General features: G+C 70.9%; 22 protein-coding genes. 16 read left to right on the top strand and 6 right to left on the bottom strand.

Annotated features, from left to right (window positions below):
• Positions 1–46: 46 nt before the first annotated feature.
• On the top strand, positions 47–964 hold the full coding sequence (locus tag ACRAQ3_RS19685) for a LysR substrate-binding domain-containing protein (protein ID WP_432257061.1): 918 nt from the start codon (positions 47–49) through the stop codon (positions 962–964).
• Here the strand turns inward: ACRAQ3_RS19685 and ACRAQ3_RS19680 are convergent.
• Entirely contained in the window at positions 874–1,452 is a 579-nt protein-coding gene (locus ACRAQ3_RS19680) for a class II aldolase/adducin family protein (protein WP_432257060.1), read from the bottom strand. The genes ACRAQ3_RS19685 and ACRAQ3_RS19680 overlap by 91 nt on opposite strands.
• Here ACRAQ3_RS19680 and ACRAQ3_RS19675 point away from each other — a divergent pair.
• On the top strand, positions 1,451–2,929 hold the full coding sequence (locus tag ACRAQ3_RS19675) for a fused MFS/spermidine synthase (RefSeq protein WP_432257059.1): 1,479 nt from the start codon (positions 1,451–1,453) through the stop codon (positions 2,927–2,929). The two genes, ACRAQ3_RS19680 and ACRAQ3_RS19675, sit on opposite strands and share 2 nt — an antisense overlap.
• A 301-nt stretch (positions 2,930–3,230) precedes the next feature.
• On the opposite strand, the gene ACRAQ3_RS19670 is transcribed toward ACRAQ3_RS19675, so the two are convergent.
• Positions 3,231–3,350 carry a hypothetical protein gene (locus ACRAQ3_RS19670; RefSeq protein ID WP_432257058.1) on the bottom strand — a complete coding sequence of 40 codons (120 nt, stop codon included), beginning with the start codon at positions 3,348–3,350 and terminating at the stop codon, positions 3,231–3,233.
• 111 nt (positions 3,351–3,461) lie between these two features.
• Between ACRAQ3_RS19670 and ACRAQ3_RS19665 the strand changes: the two genes are divergently transcribed.
• The 5 genes from ACRAQ3_RS19665 to ACRAQ3_RS19645 all read left to right on the top strand — a co-directional run bounded on the left by ACRAQ3_RS19665 (position 3,462) and on the right by ACRAQ3_RS19645 (position 6,859).
• A complete protein-coding gene (locus ACRAQ3_RS19665) occupies positions 3,462–3,866 on the top strand; it encodes a CopG family transcriptional regulator (RefSeq protein WP_269397548.1) in 405 nt (134 codons plus the stop codon).
• A 31-nt stretch (positions 3,867–3,897) separates the two neighbouring features.
• Complete coding sequence (locus ACRAQ3_RS19660) at positions 3,898–5,157, top strand: extracellular catalytic domain type 1 short-chain-length polyhydroxyalkanoate depolymerase (RefSeq protein ID WP_432257057.1); 1,260 nt, start codon at positions 3,898–3,900, stop codon at positions 5,155–5,157.
• Between the two features lie 168 nt (positions 5,158–5,325).
• On the top strand, positions 5,326–5,859 hold the full coding sequence (locus ACRAQ3_RS19655) for an EF-hand domain-containing protein (protein WP_432257056.1): 534 nt from the start codon (positions 5,326–5,328) through the stop codon (positions 5,857–5,859).
• 41 nt (positions 5,860–5,900) lie between these two features.
• Positions 5,901–6,260 (top strand): hypothetical protein, encoded by a 360-nt coding sequence (locus tag ACRAQ3_RS19650; protein ID WP_432257055.1) that lies wholly within the window; start codon positions 5,901–5,903, stop codon positions 6,258–6,260.
• The gene (locus ACRAQ3_RS19645) at positions 6,257–6,859 is read left to right on the top strand and encodes a DedA family protein (RefSeq protein ID WP_432257054.1); all 603 of its coding nucleotides are present in this window, start codon (positions 6,257–6,259) and stop codon (positions 6,857–6,859) included. Before ACRAQ3_RS19650 ends, ACRAQ3_RS19645 begins: the two co-directional genes overlap by 4 nt.
• A 20-nt stretch (positions 6,860–6,879) precedes the next feature.
• Here ACRAQ3_RS19645 and ACRAQ3_RS19640 read toward each other — a convergent pair whose 3' ends face one another.
• Positions 6,880–7,590: a DUF1194 domain-containing protein gene (locus ACRAQ3_RS19640; protein ID WP_432257053.1), complete on the bottom strand. Its 711-nt coding sequence runs from the start codon at positions 7,588–7,590 to the stop codon at positions 6,880–6,882.
• A gap of 246 nt (positions 7,591–7,836) precedes the next feature.
• Here ACRAQ3_RS19640 and ACRAQ3_RS19635 point away from each other — a divergent pair, with 246 nt between their 5' ends.
• The 5 genes from ACRAQ3_RS19635 to ACRAQ3_RS19615 all read left to right on the top strand — a co-directional run bounded on the left by ACRAQ3_RS19635 (position 7,837) and on the right by ACRAQ3_RS19615 (position 10,859).
• Complete coding sequence (locus ACRAQ3_RS19635) at positions 7,837–8,838, top strand: ABC transporter substrate-binding protein (RefSeq protein ID WP_432257052.1); 1,002 nt, start codon at positions 7,837–7,839, stop codon at positions 8,836–8,838.
• Positions 8,835–9,605 (top strand): ABC transporter permease, encoded by a 771-nt coding sequence (locus ACRAQ3_RS19630; protein ID WP_269397555.1) that lies wholly within the window; start codon positions 8,835–8,837, stop codon positions 9,603–9,605. Before ACRAQ3_RS19635 ends, ACRAQ3_RS19630 begins: the two co-directional genes overlap by 4 nt.
• Positions 9,590–10,321 carry an ABC transporter ATP-binding protein gene (locus tag ACRAQ3_RS19625; protein WP_269397556.1) on the top strand — a complete coding sequence of 244 codons (732 nt, stop codon included), beginning with the start codon at positions 9,590–9,592 and terminating at the stop codon, positions 10,319–10,321. The genes ACRAQ3_RS19630 and ACRAQ3_RS19625 overlap by 16 nt, the downstream gene beginning before the upstream one ends.
• A 1-nt stretch (position 10,322) precedes the next feature.
• Entirely contained in the window at positions 10,323–10,616 is a 294-nt protein-coding gene (locus tag ACRAQ3_RS19620) for a hypothetical protein (protein WP_432257051.1), read from the top strand.
• 84 nt (positions 10,617–10,700) lie between these two features.
• On the top strand, positions 10,701–10,859 hold the full coding sequence (locus ACRAQ3_RS19615; RefSeq protein ID WP_269397558.1) for a hypothetical protein: 159 nt from the start codon (positions 10,701–10,703) through the stop codon (positions 10,857–10,859).
• A 26-nt stretch (positions 10,860–10,885) separates the two neighbouring features.
• On the opposite strand, the gene ACRAQ3_RS19610 is transcribed toward ACRAQ3_RS19615, so the two are convergent.
• Complete coding sequence (locus ACRAQ3_RS19610; RefSeq protein WP_432257050.1) at positions 10,886–11,488, bottom strand: autoinducer binding domain-containing protein; 603 nt, start codon at positions 11,486–11,488, stop codon at positions 10,886–10,888.
• A gap of 146 nt (positions 11,489–11,634) precedes the next feature.
• Between ACRAQ3_RS19610 and ACRAQ3_RS19605 the strand changes: the two genes are divergently transcribed.
• Positions 11,635–12,135, top strand: coding sequence for an autoinducer binding domain-containing protein (locus tag ACRAQ3_RS19605; RefSeq protein ID WP_269397560.1), 501 nt, complete (start codon positions 11,635–11,637; stop codon positions 12,133–12,135).
• 22 nt (positions 12,136–12,157) lie between these two features.
• Here ACRAQ3_RS19605 and ACRAQ3_RS19600 read toward each other — a convergent pair whose 3' ends face one another.
• Together ACRAQ3_RS19600 and ACRAQ3_RS19595 are read right to left on the bottom strand one after the other, a co-directional pair.
• Positions 12,158–12,808: a hypothetical protein gene (locus ACRAQ3_RS19600; RefSeq protein WP_432257049.1), complete on the bottom strand. Its 651-nt coding sequence runs from the start codon at positions 12,806–12,808 to the stop codon at positions 12,158–12,160.
• On the bottom strand, positions 12,808–13,431 hold the full coding sequence (locus ACRAQ3_RS19595; protein WP_269397562.1) for a hypothetical protein: 624 nt from the start codon (positions 13,429–13,431) through the stop codon (positions 12,808–12,810). Before ACRAQ3_RS19595 ends, ACRAQ3_RS19600 begins: the two co-directional genes overlap by 1 nt.
• A gap of 184 nt (positions 13,432–13,615) precedes the next feature.
• On the opposite strand from ACRAQ3_RS19595, the gene ACRAQ3_RS19590 reads away from it, so the two are divergent.
• The 3 genes from ACRAQ3_RS19590 to ACRAQ3_RS19580 all read left to right on the top strand — a co-directional run bounded on the left by ACRAQ3_RS19590 (position 13,616) and on the right by ACRAQ3_RS19580 (position 15,966).
• Entirely contained in the window at positions 13,616–13,774 is a 159-nt protein-coding gene (locus ACRAQ3_RS19590; RefSeq protein WP_085896949.1) for a YqaE/Pmp3 family membrane protein, read from the top strand.
• 120 nt (positions 13,775–13,894) lie between these two features.
• Positions 13,895–14,599, top strand: coding sequence for a hypothetical protein (locus ACRAQ3_RS19585; RefSeq protein ID WP_432257048.1), 705 nt, complete (start codon positions 13,895–13,897; stop codon positions 14,597–14,599).
• A complete protein-coding gene (locus tag ACRAQ3_RS19580; protein WP_432257047.1) occupies positions 14,596–15,966 on the top strand; it encodes an aldehyde dehydrogenase family protein in 1,371 nt (456 codons plus the stop codon). The genes ACRAQ3_RS19585 and ACRAQ3_RS19580 overlap by 4 nt, the downstream gene beginning before the upstream one ends.
• Positions 15,967–15,969: the final 3 nt, after the last annotated feature.

Genomic DNA, 15,969 nt, shown 5'->3' with positions numbered 1-15,969 from the left:
AGCTTATATACATTCTATCAGCACCATCCATAGCTTGGAGCTATGTATGCGACCGACACTTCGCCAGCTGGAATACATCGTCGCGGTACATCAGCTCGGCAGCTTCAGCTTGGCCGCGGATACGCTGCATGTCAGCCAGCCGAGCCTCTCCAGCCAGATCGCAGCGGTAGAGACCGATCTCGGCGTGCGGCTGTTCAAGCGAGGGCGCGGCGGAACGCAGGCGACGGCAAAGGGGCTCGAATGCGTCCACCGGGCGCGACGCATCCTGGCGGAGGTCGAGAACCTGCGCAGCGTCATGACCTCCACGCTGCCCTTCGGTGGGCGGTTGCGGCTCGGCGTCCTGCCGTCGATCGGGCCTTACCTGCTGCCGCAGGTGATGCACTCGCTGCATCGCGACCAGCCCGAACTGCGCGTCATCGTGCGCGAGGAGAACACCCTGAGCCTCGACGAAGGCATCCGCAACGGGCGCTTCGATGCCATCATCTCGACGCCCGAGGACCACCCGAACACCCGGCAGCATCCGCTGTTCACCGAAACCCTCTGGGTGGCCGTGACCCCGGATCATCCCATCGCCGCGCTCGATCGTGTCGGTGGCGCCGATCTGACAGGCCAGCGCCTCCTGACGCTGGATACGGGACACCGGCTGGCCCGGATCGTCTACGGCCTCGCAGGCCTCAGCGGGGGCATCGTGTCGGACGATTACGAAGGCACGAGCCTCGACTCCATCATGCTGATGGCTGCGACCGGCGCCGGTGTCGCGGTGCTCCCCGATTTGTTCGCCCGGCGCCAGGCGATCCACCGGAAGGAAGTCGTCGTCAGGCCGCTGGTCATGCCGGACGCGAACCGGGGCATCAGCCTCTTGTTCTCGGCGGATCAGCCCACCGACAAAAGCCGCGACCACCTGATCGGCGCCATACGAGACGCGGCGAGGTTGCTCGACCTGGCCGTATCCGAACCGTCGTGAATTGCATGTTCGGCCCGCCTCATAGCCGACATTCCGCCCGGGCGCAGCGATTGGCCGCCTACCACCTTTCTTCTGAGAAACCATTTTCCGGATCCGGGCACCATCGATAGCGCCACGGAGCGACAGGAATGCAGATGAACGATCGCGCCCGCGCCGCTGCGGGTGTCGTCGAAGGCCCGGTGCAGCGGCATTTCCTTGATGGGCCGATGACCGACATGGGCCATGGCCGCATCGACGCGGCTCGGCCGGGCCGGATCGAGAGCGCGGGACGACGATTCGGTATGCAACACGAAGAGCTGGGCCCGTCCGGGGGTCGAGAAGCTGGAGAAGTGGCTGCGAGCGCCCTGCCCTGCGACCTCATAGGGTCGCGGTACGAGTATCGCGCGCTCCGACCGCCTTCCCTTCAGGCAGCGGGCCACTAAGCTCTTTCGGACGAGCGGGCAGCGTCTAACTGACCTTGGAGAGACCGATATGCGCTTTTGGACCATGATCGGCCTGATCCTCGTCCTGTCCGTCGTCGGGCTCACTTACGAAATCGCCGCCGGTCGTGTCCTTGCCCCGTTCTTCGGAACCTCCCTGGTGACATGGACGACCGTCATCGCCACGGTGCTCGCCGGGTTCTCGGTCGGCAACGCCATCGGGGGGTTCGCCGCGGAGCGCCCGCGCCGGGTCGCCATTCGGCACGTCCGAAGGGCGCTGCTCGCCACGGCCGTGCTGATGGCGCTTTCGCCGACCGTGCTCGCCGCGCTCTATGCCATGGGGGCGCGCGGGACCGGAGGCATGCTGTTCACCGTCTGGGTCGCGTTCTTTCCCGCCTCGGTGCTCGTCAGCTTTCCATCCCCCTTCCTCGCGAAGATGGCCGTCGAGGCCCGGCCCGGGCGGGAAGGCTCGTCTCTGGGCCTCGTGCTGGCGGCAGGCTCGATCGGTGCCATCGCGGGCGCCCTGCTGGCCGGCTTCGTCACCCTGCCGCATTTCGGTTCGGCGGCCACCTTCGCCGCTTGCGGCGCCGTGGCCCTGCTCTGCGTTCCCTTCGTGCGCGGCGGGGCATCCGGCGCCAAGGACGGCGCCGTCGCGACGACCCCGGCCCCGCCCGAGCCGGTCACGCCGGTCTCCATGGCGCTCGCCGCCCTCCTCATGGCCGCGGGCCTGATGAGCGGCCCCGTCTGCCAGTACGAATCCGGCCTGTCCTGCATCGACATCCTGCGCCGCGGCGACACGGTCTATCTTCAGGCCGACCGCACGTCGCAGGCGGCGGAAAGAAGCGTAGGCACCCAAGGCTCGCCGGAACTGGTGCTGTCCTACGCGCAATGGCTCTGGGCCCGCATGGACCGCGATCTCGGTTCGGAACCTGCGGTGCTCTTCATCGGCGGCGGCGGCTATACGCTGCCCACCAAGTTGCTGGCCGCGCGACCGGCGGCCCGGGCCGTCGCGGTGGAAATCGACCCGCTCGTCACCTCCGTCGTCAAGGCGCATCTTCCGGCGGCCGGCAGGATGATCGCGCGGACGGGCTTCGACGCGACCCGCGCGGGCTCTGGCGGCGCGGCGGTTGAAGGCAGGCTCGGCATCGTGCACGAGGATGGCCGTGTCTACATCAACGAGGCGGACCGACGCTTTGACGCCGCCGTCATGGACGCATTCTCCTCTGAGTCGGTGCCCGCTCATCTCGCGACGGTCGAGACCTATGAGCGTCTGCGAGGAATCGTCGAAGGCCCCGTCTACGTGAACCTCATCGATGCGCCCGACGGCCCGCTCGTGCGGGGACTGCACGCGATCCTGAAAGACCTTTATCCCCATGTCGAAGCCGTTCAGGGTCCGGTGAGCTCACGTGGACGGGCCAACCTCGTGCTCGCCGCGTCGGCGGCACCCCTCGCACCGTTGCCGGCAGTGCCTGAGGGCTATGAGACGGTCTCCATATCGCCTGCTCGCGCCTTTACCGACGACCGGGGATGGGTCGGCCATCGCTAGGCCGTCAGCGTCGGAACGCGCCTTTCCAGTTTGCTTACTTCCCGCAACTCCGAACGCCGCCTTCGCCTGTCAGAAATGCCGCCATCAAAGCTGGATCGCCGAAATCGGGAAACCTCCTGCGCGCGATATACGCCGATCCAAGCCATAGCAGCCCTCCTGAAATAGACCGGTCCGGTCCGGTGGAGATCCTGCTTCAACGCGGTCGCAACCGTGACATGCCCGGAATGCAGGTGGCTTGATCCAGAACCGACCTCCTTGCGGCACTTGGACCAACTCGATGCTTCGGGTGGGCCAAGTCCGTTCACAGGGCGCGACGTCCATGCAGGAACTGCCGGATCGAACGACGAAGGCGCCGCAAGCCGCCCTCTTCATGGGCAACGTTCATCCAAACGGCATCCTCATGCCCTCTCACCGCATCCATCCGTCGCCCCACCCGTTCGCATGGTCGTGACCACCCGGACGCTTCAAGGGGATTGCAATGCGCATCGGACTCGCCATATCACCATCCATATGGATGGTATAGGGATGGCTGATGGCCAAGCGCGAGAAAACGGCGGAGACCGAAAAGATCACCATCAATCTCGGCCCGGTCGATCTGGGTCGGATCGATCTGCTGGTGCAGGAGGGCTTCTTCAGCAACCGGACCGACTTCATCCGCACCGCGATCCGCACCCAGCTTGCGGCGCAGGCGGGGGAGATCGACCGGTCGGTGGCGCGGCACCGGCTCGAAGTGGGGCTCTACGACTTCCTCCGCGCCGATCTCGAGGAGCTGCGCGACAGGGGCGAGGTGCTGCATGTCCGCGTCGTCGGCCTTGCCCGCTTCGCCCCCGACATCGACCCCGAGCTGGCGCGGCAGACCATCGCCTCGCTGACCGTTCTGGGCGCGCTCCAGGCGAGCCCGGCCCTCAAATCCGCCTTGGCGGACCGGATCAAGTGACGCCCCGAGGGGCTGCGAAAGGACGAGCGAGATGAGTATCGACATGACCGCCGCGATGCGGCGGGCGCTGGCCGCCGTGCGGGCGCAGGACCCGATGGGCGCCACCCGCGAGATCCAGGCCGCGCTTGGTGGCGGCGCGCGGCCCGACCGCCAAGAGCCCGCGGCGACGACCCCGCCCCCCGCCCTGCCCCGCGCCTCGAAATGGCGCCGCGATCCACAGGTCGAGGATGCCGAGATCCTCGACGAGGAGTCCGGCCAAGGCAGCGACGCCGCTGACACCGCCGAGTCCCCCTCCCTGTTCGAGCGCCTGAAGGCGCAGATGGCCGGCTGCGTCGATTGCGGCCCCACGACCAATCCGCTGTCCGGGGCATTGCCCAACGCGCTGGCGGGCGCCCTCGCCGGGCTGCCGGGGCAGATGCGGCCTGCCGGGCGCGGCGTCGTGCCGGGCGACGCCACCGTGCCCGAGATGCCCGAGGGGGCGCAATTCCTGTCGCGCAGCCATTCCGGCCCCGAGGGCGCGCGCAACTACCGGCTCTACGTTCCCTCCTGCGGCGCCGCGCGGGTGCAGGGCCTCTTGGTGATGCTGCATGGCTGCACCCAGACGCCCGAGGATTTCGCGCGCGGCACCGGGATGAACGCCGCTGCCGAGGCCGCCGATCTCGCGGTGGCCTGGCCCGAACAGACCCGCGACCACAACATGATGTCGTGCTGGAACTGGTTCGAGGCCGGGCACCAGCAGGCCGCGCGGGGCGAGCCGGCGATCCTGGCCGGCCTGGCCTCGGCGCTCTGCGCCGAGTTCGGTGTCGGGCGCGAGCGCTGCTTCGTGGCGGGGCTGTCGGCGGGCGGCGCGATGGCGGCGATCCTGGGCGAGACGCATCCCGACATCTTCGGCGCGATCGGGGTGCATTCGGGCCTGCCGGCGGGTGCCGCGCAGGACATGGTCTCGGCGTTTTCCGCGATGCGGGGCCAGGGCGCCGGTCGCGCCGCCGCCGCCACCGGCCCGCGGCTGATCGTCATCCACGGCGATTCCGACCGCACGGTCGATATCTCCAACGCCGAAAGGATCCTGGGCTCGCAAGGCGAGGACGCAGCCCCAGCCGAGGACGAGGCGGCCCGGCCCTATCGCCGCAGGCTTCATAGGGACGCGCAAGGCCGGGTCCGCGCCGAAAGCTGGATCGTGTCTGGCGCGGGCCACGCATGGTCCGGCGGCCGCCCTGAGGGCAGCTATACCGACCCGGCAGGACCCGACGCCTCGAAGGGCATGATCCGGTTCTTCCTGCAGGACGGCTGAGCGCGAGACACCGGCGACCGGGGGATATTGTCGCGAAATGTATCCCCCGCCCGCCTTGCGATACATGGCGACAAAGCCCGCGTGGCGCCGATCCGCCATGGCTGGCAGGACGGTTCTCGACGAAGGCCCGGGCATCGCAGCCCGGACCAGACCCGAGGACCGATCGCCATGACACCCAAGACCCTGCTTCCCGCCGCCTTTCTCGTGACCGCGCTGCTCGGCGCCGGCGCCGCCATCGCCACGGCCCAGAGCCAGCCCGTCGCGGAAACCCCCGAAAGCGCCACGACCCAAGCCCCGGAACGGCCCGGCGTCATCGAGCGCATCCGCGCCGGCTTCGGCGGCAAGGGCGGGCATCGCCATCATGGCCGTCGCGGCGGCCCGGTGATGCTGCAGCAGATCATCGAACAGGCCGACACGAACGAGGATGGGGCGCTGACCCGGGCCGAGATCGACGCCTTCCGCACCGCGCAGGTCGAAAGCGCGGACGCCTCCGGCGACGGCGCGCTGGAGATCGCCGAGTTCGAAACGCTCTACAACGCCTTCACGCGCGAGCGGATGGTCGATGCGTTCCAGGCGCTCGACGCCGATGGCGACGGCCAGATCTCCGAGGCGGAGATGGAGAGCCGGATCGACCGCCTCGTCTCGCGGCTGGACCGCGATGGTGACGGCGCGATCGGCCCGGCCGATCGCGGCCGCCGCTGAGCTGGTAGGGGGCCGCAGCACCCGTGAAGGGGTCGAGGATCATGACCGGAGCACGCCGCCTGTTTCGCTTCCTGTCGCGCCGGCATCCGGTCGCGGCCCTGCTGCTGGCCCTCGCGGTCGTGGCGGGGCTCGGCTTCGGGTGGCAGGTCGGCACCGCCACCACCCGGCTTTTCGCCCCGACCCATGCCGAACGGCCGATCGAGCCGTGGATGACGCCGCGCTATGTCGCCCGCAGCTGGGGCCTGCCGCCGTCTTTCGTCTATAGCCTCCTGCCCGTCGACCCGCGGCCCCATGAAGGCCCGACGACCCTCTTGGACGTGCTCGGAGACGGGCCCGAGCTGGAGCGGTTCCGGCATCGGATCGAGGCTGCCCGCGCCGAGATGGAGGGTGCCCAGCAATGACCGATACCCTGCTCGCCTTGGTGCCGGTCTATGGCAACTGGCTGGTCATGGTCTCGGTGGCGCTGTCCTGCCTGGCGCTGCCGATCCCGTCGTCGATGCTGGTGATGGCCGCCGGCGGCTTCGCGGCGGCCGGCGATCTGGTCTACTGGCAGCTGCTGGCGGCGGCGCTGGCGGGCTTCGTGGCGGGCGACCAGATCGCCTATCACCTCGCCCGCGCGGGTGGCGCGCCGCTGATCGCGCGGCTCGGGCGCCGACCCGGCCCCGCCGCCGTGCTGAGCGGCGCGCAGGACCTGCTGGACCGGCGCGGCCTGCTGGCGGTGTTTCTCAGCCGCACCGTGCTGAGCCCGCTCGGCCCCTATGTCGGCTACCTCTCCGGCGCGCTCGGGCTCGACCGGTCGCGCTTCAGCGCGGCGGCGGCGGCGGGCGCGGTGACATGGTGCCTGGCCTATAGCTGGCTCGGCTACGCCTTCGCCGAGAGGATCGCAGAGATCGCGGCGCTGATCGCCAATTCGGTCGGGCTGATCCTCGCCTTGGCCGCCACCTGCGGCCTGACATGGTGGCTGCGGCGCGGCTGGCGGGCGCAGCACCAGGCCGCCTGACCCCGCCGCATGGCGCGGGCCTATCGCGCCGCGTGCCGCCGCGCCGCCTCCGGCCCCGCGATCTCCAGCACCAGCTTGCGGCGCAGCGTTTCGGCGAAGGTCGCGCGGCTTTCGGCGGTGACCATGAAGGCGCCGGGCCCGCCGATGATCCGGCGGGCATATTCCGCCTCGAGATCGGCTCCGGCCCGGCGCCCGTCCTCGGGTCGCAGGATCGGCAGCGCGTTGATCGTGATCCCCGCCGCCAGCACCTCGTCGCGCGCAGCCGCGATCGAGGGCCCCGAGGAATTGCCGATGCTGTCGCCCGAAAAGTCGATCACCGCGCGCGGCGCGTCGATGTCATTGCTCTCGATCAGCCGCTTGCCTTCGAGCAGCGCGCCGCCGATCGCGTTGCGCCCCACGGCGCGCCGCGGCGGCCCGAGCAGCGCGTCGGCGAAACCGCGCGCCGCCTCCGGCCCGTCGATGATCGTCCAGTCCGCCATCACCGCCGTGTTCGTCGCCCATTCCACATAGGTGACGGCAATGGTGCCGTAGGTGCTGTCCTCGATCGCCGCGACGACCCGCGGATCGGTGAGCGCCATGGCATAGCCCTGCCGCTGGAACGCCAGCTCCTCGGCGTCGATCGACCCCGAGGCATCGGCCAGCAGCACCAGCTCCAGCCCGGTCTCGCGCCGCTCCTGCGCGAGCGCCGGCCCCGCGAGGACCAGCAAGGCGATGAGAACCCACCGTTTCATGCGCTCCAGCCTAGCGCGATTCCGGCCCAACCGGCGTGCAAATCTCCCAGTGGGCCCCGAACGAGCGGTGCCTTGCCCATTCGCGCGCCGGCTCGGGGGATCGCCGTTCCTATGGGCGGGCATCGCGCGGAACGCCCGGACCAGCCGGACAGGCCCGAAAAGACGGGTTTCCCTTTCGCGCCGCCTCACCTCCCGCCCGCGCCATGACCGCGTTAAGTGACGACAAACCCAGCGCGAGGCTCCGAGATGAAGACCGCATTCACCACCCTGTTCGCCGCCGGACTGGCCGCCGCGCCGGTACTGGCACAGGATACCGAGATCGAGATCGGCTACATGCCGATCCTGCCGGTGTCGCAGCTCTTCGTGGCGCTGGAGAACGGCGCGCTCGACGAGGCCGGGATCGACGCCGATCTGGTCGAGTTCCAGAACGGTCCGGCCATGGTGCAGGCGCTGCTGGCCGGTCAGCTCGACGTCGCCTATCTCGGCATCGGCCCGGCCATGGTGGCGCGCGGGCGCGGCGCCGACATCAAGGTCGTGGCCTCCAACATCGTCGAGCAGATCTCGCTCGTCGCGCTGCCGCCGCTGGCGGCGGATTTCGAGGGCGCCGACGCCGCCACCGCCTTCGCGGCCTTCGCCGCGCGAGAGGGCCGCAAACCGGTGATCTCGACCTTCCCCACCGGCTCGGTGCCGGAAACCGTGCTGCAATACTGGATGCGCGAGGAGGCCGGCATCGATCCCGAGCTGATCGAGATCATCCATCAGGGCACGGCGCAGGTGCAGCAGGCGCTGCTGACCGGCGCGGTCGATGGCGCCGCGATCCTCGAACCGGTCGTCTCGACCACGCTGGCCCGGATCGAGGGCGCCGAGGTGGTGGCCGCGGGGGCGGAGATGTTCCCCGATCAGCCCGGCGCGGTGCTCGCGGTCCGCGAGGGGCTTCTGGAGCGGTCGCCCGAAACCGTCGAGGCGCTGGTCGCGGCCCATATTTCCGCGACCGATCTGCTCGCCAGCGACGCCGCCACCGCCGCGCCGATGGTCGCCAAGCATGTCGGCGGCGGCCGTCTCGACCCGGCGGTGGTGGAGGCCGCGATCGCGCGGTCCGCGGCGCAGTTCGTCGCCGATCCGAACCGCATCACCGAGGGCACCCGCGCCATGCACGACTTCCAGATCGAGCTGGGCACGCTGGCGCAGCCGGTCGATCTCGACGCGCTGTTCGACCTCGACGTCTTCGAGCGCGCAGCCGTACGATGAGCGCCGCCGCACCGCGCGGGATCCGGCGGGCCGCGTTCGGCGCCGCCGGTCTCGTGGCCTTCATCGCGCTGTGGAAGGCCGCCGGGAGCTTCGGCTGGACCACGCCCGGCACCATGCCCGACCCGTTCCTGGTGCCGGCCGCGATCCGCGACGAGATCGTCTCGGGCCGACTGCTGCCGGCCATCGGCTCCTCGCTCGTGCACTACGTCTGGGGGCTCGGCCTTGGCTCGCTGCTGGGCATCGCGGTGGGTCTCGCCACCGCGACGCTGCCGCGGCTCGACGCGGCGCATGCCTGGCTGGCGCGGATCCTGCGGCCGATCCCGCCGCTGGCCTGGGTGGTCTTCGCCATCGCCTGGTTCAAGGTGAGCCATGCGGGCGCGGCCTTCGTGATCTCGATCGGCGTGTTCTGGGTGAATTACTTCGCCACCTACGCGGCCGTGCGCAACGTCGATCCGCGCTACCACGAGCTGGCCCGCGCCTTCGGGCAGGGCGCCTATTTCAAGCGGCACCGCTCGGTGACCCTGCCCGCCGCCTCTCCCGGCATCCTGTCGGGGCTGCGCACCGGCGTCGGCCAGGCCTGGATGACGCTGATCGCGGCCGAGCTTCTGGGCGTGCCCGGCATGGGCCAGGAGATGAACGCCGCCGCCGGCGTCGGCGCCTACGAGGCGGTGGTCGTCTACATGCTGGCGATCTCGGTGGTCTACACCCTGTCCGACGCGCTGTTCTCGCTGATCGAGGGGAGGCTTCTCGCATGGCGCCCGTCCTGACCGCGCGCGGGCTGAGCCTGCGCTTTCCCGGGGCCGAGCGCCCGACGCTTCAGGAGTTCGACCTCGACATCGAGGCGGGCGGCTTCGTGGCGTTGGTCGGCGGCTCGGGCGTCGGCAAGTCGACGCTGCTGCGCGCCATCGCCGGGCTGCTGCCGCCCGATGCCGGCACCATCGATCTCACCAGCCCGGTGCGGCCGGGCCAGCGCCGCCGCGCCATCGTGTTCCAGGACGGCCGCCTGCTGCCCTGGCGCACGCTCAGGCGCAACGTCGAGTACGGTCTCGAAGGTCTGTCGCTCAGCGCCGGCGAGCGGCGCGAACGGGTCGACGAGGTGTTGCGCCTGACCCGGATGGAGCATCTCGCCGATCGCTACCCGCACCAGCTCTCCGGCGGGCAGGTCCAGCGCGGCGGCATCGCCCGGGCACTGGTGGTGCGGCCCGACGTGCTGCTGATGGACGAGCCCTTCTCGGCGGTCGACGCGCTGACGCGCGGCGCGCTGCAGGACGAGCTGCTCAGGATCTGGTCGGCCTCGGGCGCGGCGATCCTCTTCGTGACGCATGACATCGCCGAGGCGGCGCTGCTCAGCGAACGCGTCATCGTGCTCTCGGGCCAGCCCGCCCGCATCGGCCTCGACCGCCGCGTCGCGCTGCCGCTCGAGGGCCGCCGCGAGGATCCGGGCTTCGCCCCGCTCGTCACCGACATTCAGGAGGCCCTGTGACATGGCCCTGCGACTGCTGATCCACGCGCCGACCGCGGCGGCCCTCGCCCGGGCCCGCTCCAACGCCCGCAACCTGCTGCGCGCCGACCCCACGGCCGAGGTCGAGATCGTCGTCAATGCCGGCGCCGTGGCCACCGCGATCGAAACCGGCGAGGTCGAGCCGCCGCTGCTCCTTTGCGGCAACTCGCTCGCCGCGCAGGGCCTCGCCGCGCCCGAGACGGCGCGCGTGGTGCCCGCCGCCGTGCTGCATATCGCGACGCGCCAGAACGAAGGCTGGGCCTATATGCGGGCCTGATTATGGCCACCGCATCGAAACGGGGGAAATCCGCGCCGATCCGCGCTACTATGGCGGCACCAGCCGTCGAGAAGGATCGTCGAGATGGACATCAACAAGGGCCCGGCCAAGCCGGGCATGTATCTGCTCTGGGGCGCGGCGGCTCTGGTCGCGCTCGTCGTGGCCTGGATGCTGGGCGAGGCGATGATCGACCGGATCGCGCCCTCGGCCGAGCCCGAAACCCTGTCGGCGCCGGTCGAATAGGACCCGGGCCCCGATCCGCGCCCGGCCTAGATCAGGCCGAGACGCGAGGCCATGACCGCGGCCTGGGTGCCGTTCGCGGCGCCGAGCTTGTCGCGGGCATTTCTCAGCCGTTGCTTGATCGCGCCTTCGCTGACCCCGAAGGCGTGGGCGATCTCCTTGATCTTCGTGCCGTCGCGGACCGCCTCCAGTACCGCCAGTTCGGCCCGGGTCAGCGCGCCGGCGCGTCCCGGCCCGCCATGCAGCGCCGCCACGCGCTCGGCCAGATCCGCCAGCTCCGCGTCGTCATATTCGCGGTCCGGCCGGTAGAACAGCCCGTAGCTGCGCCGCCCGTCGCTCTCGCTGAAGGCGACGACGGCGCCGTAACGCAGGCCGAAGGCCCGGGACTGCCGGATGATCTCCTGCGGGTCCGTATCGGCCAGCGCGCTCCAGCGCACCGCGCCGACATGGTCGCAGGACCAGCGCAACGCCGGGTCGTCGAAAAGGAACCGGCGTCTGGAATAGAGATCGACCCATTCGCGCGGCAGCGCATTGAGCTCGGTGGCCGGAAACGCGAAGCGCACCCTGAGGGCGACATAGAAGCCGCTCGGCGCGAGTCGCGCGAAATCCTCGGATGCGTCCTTCGATATCAATGTCTTGGCCTGTCGGTTGCGCGGCTTCCATCGAAGCCATTGCGGTTCGCCGATGATGCGATCATGCAGCCGTTTACCCCGGCAGGGCAAACCTTTCGGCGCTGGAACCCTTGTGATATCCCCCGAAAACACCGAAAGACAAGTGCATGCAGACCGCAACGATCGTCATCGGCACCCTGAGCCGCCTCAAGCAGATCGCAACGGCGGGCTTCGCGGTCGGTCTGCATCTCCGGTTCACCTCCGCCGCCTACATGTTCGAATGCTACCCGCCGGAGTTTCGCGAACTCTACGCGCGCCAGGGCTGGCTGATGCGCGATCCGACCGTCCGCTGGTCGATGCAGGAACAGGGCGTCAGGCGCTGGCCCGAATTCGAGGCGACCGACGACACCGGGCTCTTCGCGCTGGCCCGCGAATACGGCCTCACCTTCGGCCACAGCCACTCGATCCATGAGGGCGGGAATTTCTCGCTTGGCGGCTTCTCCCGGTCGGATCGCGACTTCACCGATGCGGAGATCGAGGAGGTGGGGCAGCTGCTGCGCCGCCTGCACGACGTGACACGGCCCCGCGCGCCGCTCGGAGCCGAGGCCCATGACCGGATTCGCGACATGGCGATCGTCGTGACCGAGCAGCTCGACCAGCCCGGCTGAACCGGCCCGTCGCGGCCCGCGCTCAGAGCAGCCCGTAATTGATCGCGGCGGCGGCATCGAGCAGCGGCCGCTGCAGCGCCGGGTCCTCCAGCGCCCGGTGGAATTGCGGCCGCTCCGGCAGCGCCGAGGCGGCCCGCTCGTAGAGCGCCACCGCCTCGGCGTCACCGGCCATGGAGGAGCGGTAGATCACCCCGTCGATCATCGGATAGGCCTCGTAGACCGCCGCGCTCCAGCGCCGGGCCCGGGCCCGCGCACCGGTGGCGATCGCCGCCGAGGCCCCGGCCCGCGTCGGCCAGCGCCCGGCGAGATCGAGCAGCCGCAGCGGCCGCCTGGTGGCGAAGACGCAGAACCACGGCGCGCCATGGCTGCGATTGATGATCCGCTTGGTCTGAAACACCTCGGCCACGCAGGTCGCGAGCGCCCCCGCGCCACCCGGCCCCGCCGCGTAGAGCACGCCGCGGGCCTGCTCCGCGCCGCCGCCATCCGGCCCCGGCAGGTGATGGTCGAACCGCGCGTCGGTCGGGCCCCAATGGCGAAAGCTGTTCCACTCCACCGGATGCGCGCCGCCGCGCATGAAGATCCGCCCCAGCGGCGCGGCGCGCGGCAGTTCGCGGATCTCTGGGCCCAGGGCTTCGAGCGCCGCCCGCTCCGGCGGCTCGGGGAATTTCGGCATCAGATCCCGGCCGCCAGCGCCCGCACCGCGCCGGGATCGCGCCCCTGCGCGAGCCAGTCCACGGGCCGCATCGCCGTGCCATCCTCATCCTCGAGATCCGGCTGCGGCGTGGTCAGAAAGCTCTCCAGCTCGACCGGGTGGATGTCCTCTCGGACGACTGGGAGCACCTGCGCGAGGCCCGGCAGCTCCGCATCGCCGAGGAACTGGAACGCCGGGACCATCCAGCCCCGCCCGCCCGGCTGGCGCAGCGCGTAGAGCGTCCGCGCCTTGATCCGCTGCCGCAACCGGCTGTCATTGACCCCGAGCCGCGCCGCCGCCGCCTTGAGCGGGATCGCCCCGGCCTGGATCGCGGCCAGCCGCACCGCCACCCCCATGACGGGGCCGAGATCCGGCTCGCCGGCGCCACGCCCGACGCCCACCGAGGCCAGCGCCGCCTCCTCGGCGGCGGTCAGCGGCTCGGGCCGAGACAGCGCCCTGAGCTGGCGCGCGTGATCGGCGAGATAGCTGTCCACCGCCCGCGCCAGCGGCGCGGCGAGATGGTCGAGCCGAAGCCGCGACAGCGAGGACATCACCTCGCCGAACCCCTCGGCGCCGGATTGACGTGCACCTGCCTGCGATATCATGGCGGACCTCCTTCGCTAACGCATATATAGGTCGTTAGCCGTCGTTAGTAAAGGCGAGGTCACGAAGCCGCGCGGACGGTCGCCGTTCACCCGCCACGCCTTCACGCGGAACCGATGCGGATGCGCCGCATTGGCTTCCCGACCCGTGACACGAACCGGCGCGCCTGCGCCACGAGGACCCCGAATGGACATCATCCGCATCATCGTCGCCATCCTGCTGCCGCCGCTCGGCGTGTTCCTGCAGGAGGGTTTGGGCAAGCATTTCTGGATCAACGTGATCCTGACGCTCCTCGGCTATGTCCCCGGCATCATCCACGCGCTCTACATCATCATCAAGCGCTAGGCGGACCCCATTGCCGCCCCCGGGGCCGACCCCGGCCCGTGCGCCAGCCTGGACCCCTGATTTGGGCCCCCGCGCGGGCGCGCTAGGTTGCGCCCCGACACTCCGATGCGAGACCGCCAGATGATCCGGACCGGCCTGCTGCGACCCACCACCCTGCCCCGGTCGATCCTCTGGGGCGGCGCCGGGCTGATCGCCGCGGCGGGCGCCCTTTCGGCGCAGCCGCTCCTGGTGCTGGCGGCGCTCGGGGCGATGGCGCTGGCGCTGCTGCTGCCGCTCTATACCCGCGTCTCGGGCATCGTGATGCCGCCGGGCCTGTCCACCGGCGTGCTCGGCTTCTGCCTCGCCGCCTTCGTGCTGGGCGAGGCGGCGGGCCTCTACCGCGACAGCGCGGTCTGGGACCTGCTGCTGCATGCCTTGGCCTCGGCGGTGCTGGCGCTCGCCGGCGTCGCGATGGCGCTCTTGTCCACGGCGGGCGCGCCGCCGCGCACCGCCCTGTGGATCCTCGGCACGCTCGGGGTCGGCTTCGCGGCGCTGGTCGGCGCCGGCTGGGAGCTGTTCGAGTTCGCGATCGATGCCGTCTTCGGCACCAATGCGCAGCGATCCGGCCTGCCCGACACGATGGGCGACGTGGCGGCCAATCTCGCCGGGGCGAGCTACGGCGCCGTCGCGGCGCAGCGGCGGCTGCGCCATGGCGCCCGCTGGCCGCTCTCGGGGCTGCTCGTCGCCTTCTGCGCCCGCAACCCGATCATCTATGGCAACTGGACCGAGCGCGGCTTTCGCGTCAATGACACGGATGACCGCGCCGCGCGCCAGGAGGCAGGATGACCGCGACACCCGACCCCGCCCTCGAAGCGGCGCTCGACGCCTTCGGCCCGGCCGAGCCCGCCCCGGACCGCGCCGCCCGCAAGGCGCATCTGGAAGCGCTGGAGCGCGAGATGCGCACCCATGCCGAGGAAACCGCCGAAGCCGTCGCCGATGATTTCGGGGCGCGGCCAAGGCCCGAGACGCTGCTCACCGAGGTGGCGATGGTGATCGGCGCGGCGCAGCACGCGCGGCGCCATCTGCGGCGCTGGATGCGGCCCGAGCGGGTGGTGCTGCCGCCGCATCTGTGGCCCTCCACGGCCCGGGTCGACCGGGTGCCGCTGGGCCGGGTCGGGATCATCGGGCCGTGGAACTACCCGGTGCAGCTGGCGCTGGTGCCGCTCGTCGCCGCCATCGCCGGCGGCAACCGCGCGATCCTGCACCCCTCCGAGCACACGCCGCGCAGCGCCGCGCTGATCGCGCGGATCGTCGAGCGCGCGATCCCCGATCGCGCCCGCGTGCTGACCGGCGGCGCCGATCAGGCCCGGGCGCTGGCCGCCGCGCCGCTCGACGGGCTGTTCTTCACCGGCTCCACCGGCACGGGCCGCCACATCATGGCGGCGGCGGCCCGAAACCTCGTGCCGGTGGTGCTGGAGCTGGGCGGCAAGTCGCCCGCGATCCTGCGCCCCGACGCCGAGATCGACGCCGCCGCCCGCTCGATCATGGCGGGCAAGCTGCTGAACGCCGGTCAGACCTGCGTCGCCCCCGATTACGCGATGGTCCCGCGCGAGATGCTCGACCGCTTCGTCGCGGCGCTGAAGACCGCGACCGAGGCGCTCTATCCCGACCCCGCCGGGCCCGACTATGCCGCGATCGCCCGCGCGTCCGACCGCGACCGGCTCGCGGCGCTGCTCGACGGGCTCGACCCGGTGCCGCTGATGGCGCGCCCGCCCGCGCCGCCGCGCATGGGCGCGGTGGCGGTGATCGACCCCGACCGCGACCACCCGCTGATGCGCGAGGAGATCTTCGGCCCGATCCTGCCGGTGATCCCCTATGACGCGCCGCACGAGCCACGCGATTTCGTCGCCGCACGCCCCTGCCCGCTGGCGCTCTACGTCTATGGCCGCGATCTCGCCGCAGCGCAGGCCGAGGCCGAGGCGATCCCGGCGGGCGGTGCGGTGATCAACGAGGCGGTGCTGCATGTCGGCGTGCAGCAACTGCCCTTCGGCGGCGCCGGCGCCTCTGGCATGGGCGCTTATCACGGGGCCGAGGGCTTTCGCGCCTTCACCCGGCCGCGCAGCACCATGATCGCCCGGCCTTCGCTGGCGCGACTGGTGCGCCCGCCTTACGGTCGCAACGTCGAACGCATCCTGAAATCGCTGATCGGCTGAGCG

It is taken from the genome of Limimaricola sp. AA108-03, assembly GCF_050847355.1.
Classification (GTDB): domain Bacteria; phylum Pseudomonadota; class Alphaproteobacteria; order Rhodobacterales; family Rhodobacteraceae; genus Limimaricola.
This window is presented reverse-complemented; position numbering and strand designations above follow the sequence as displayed.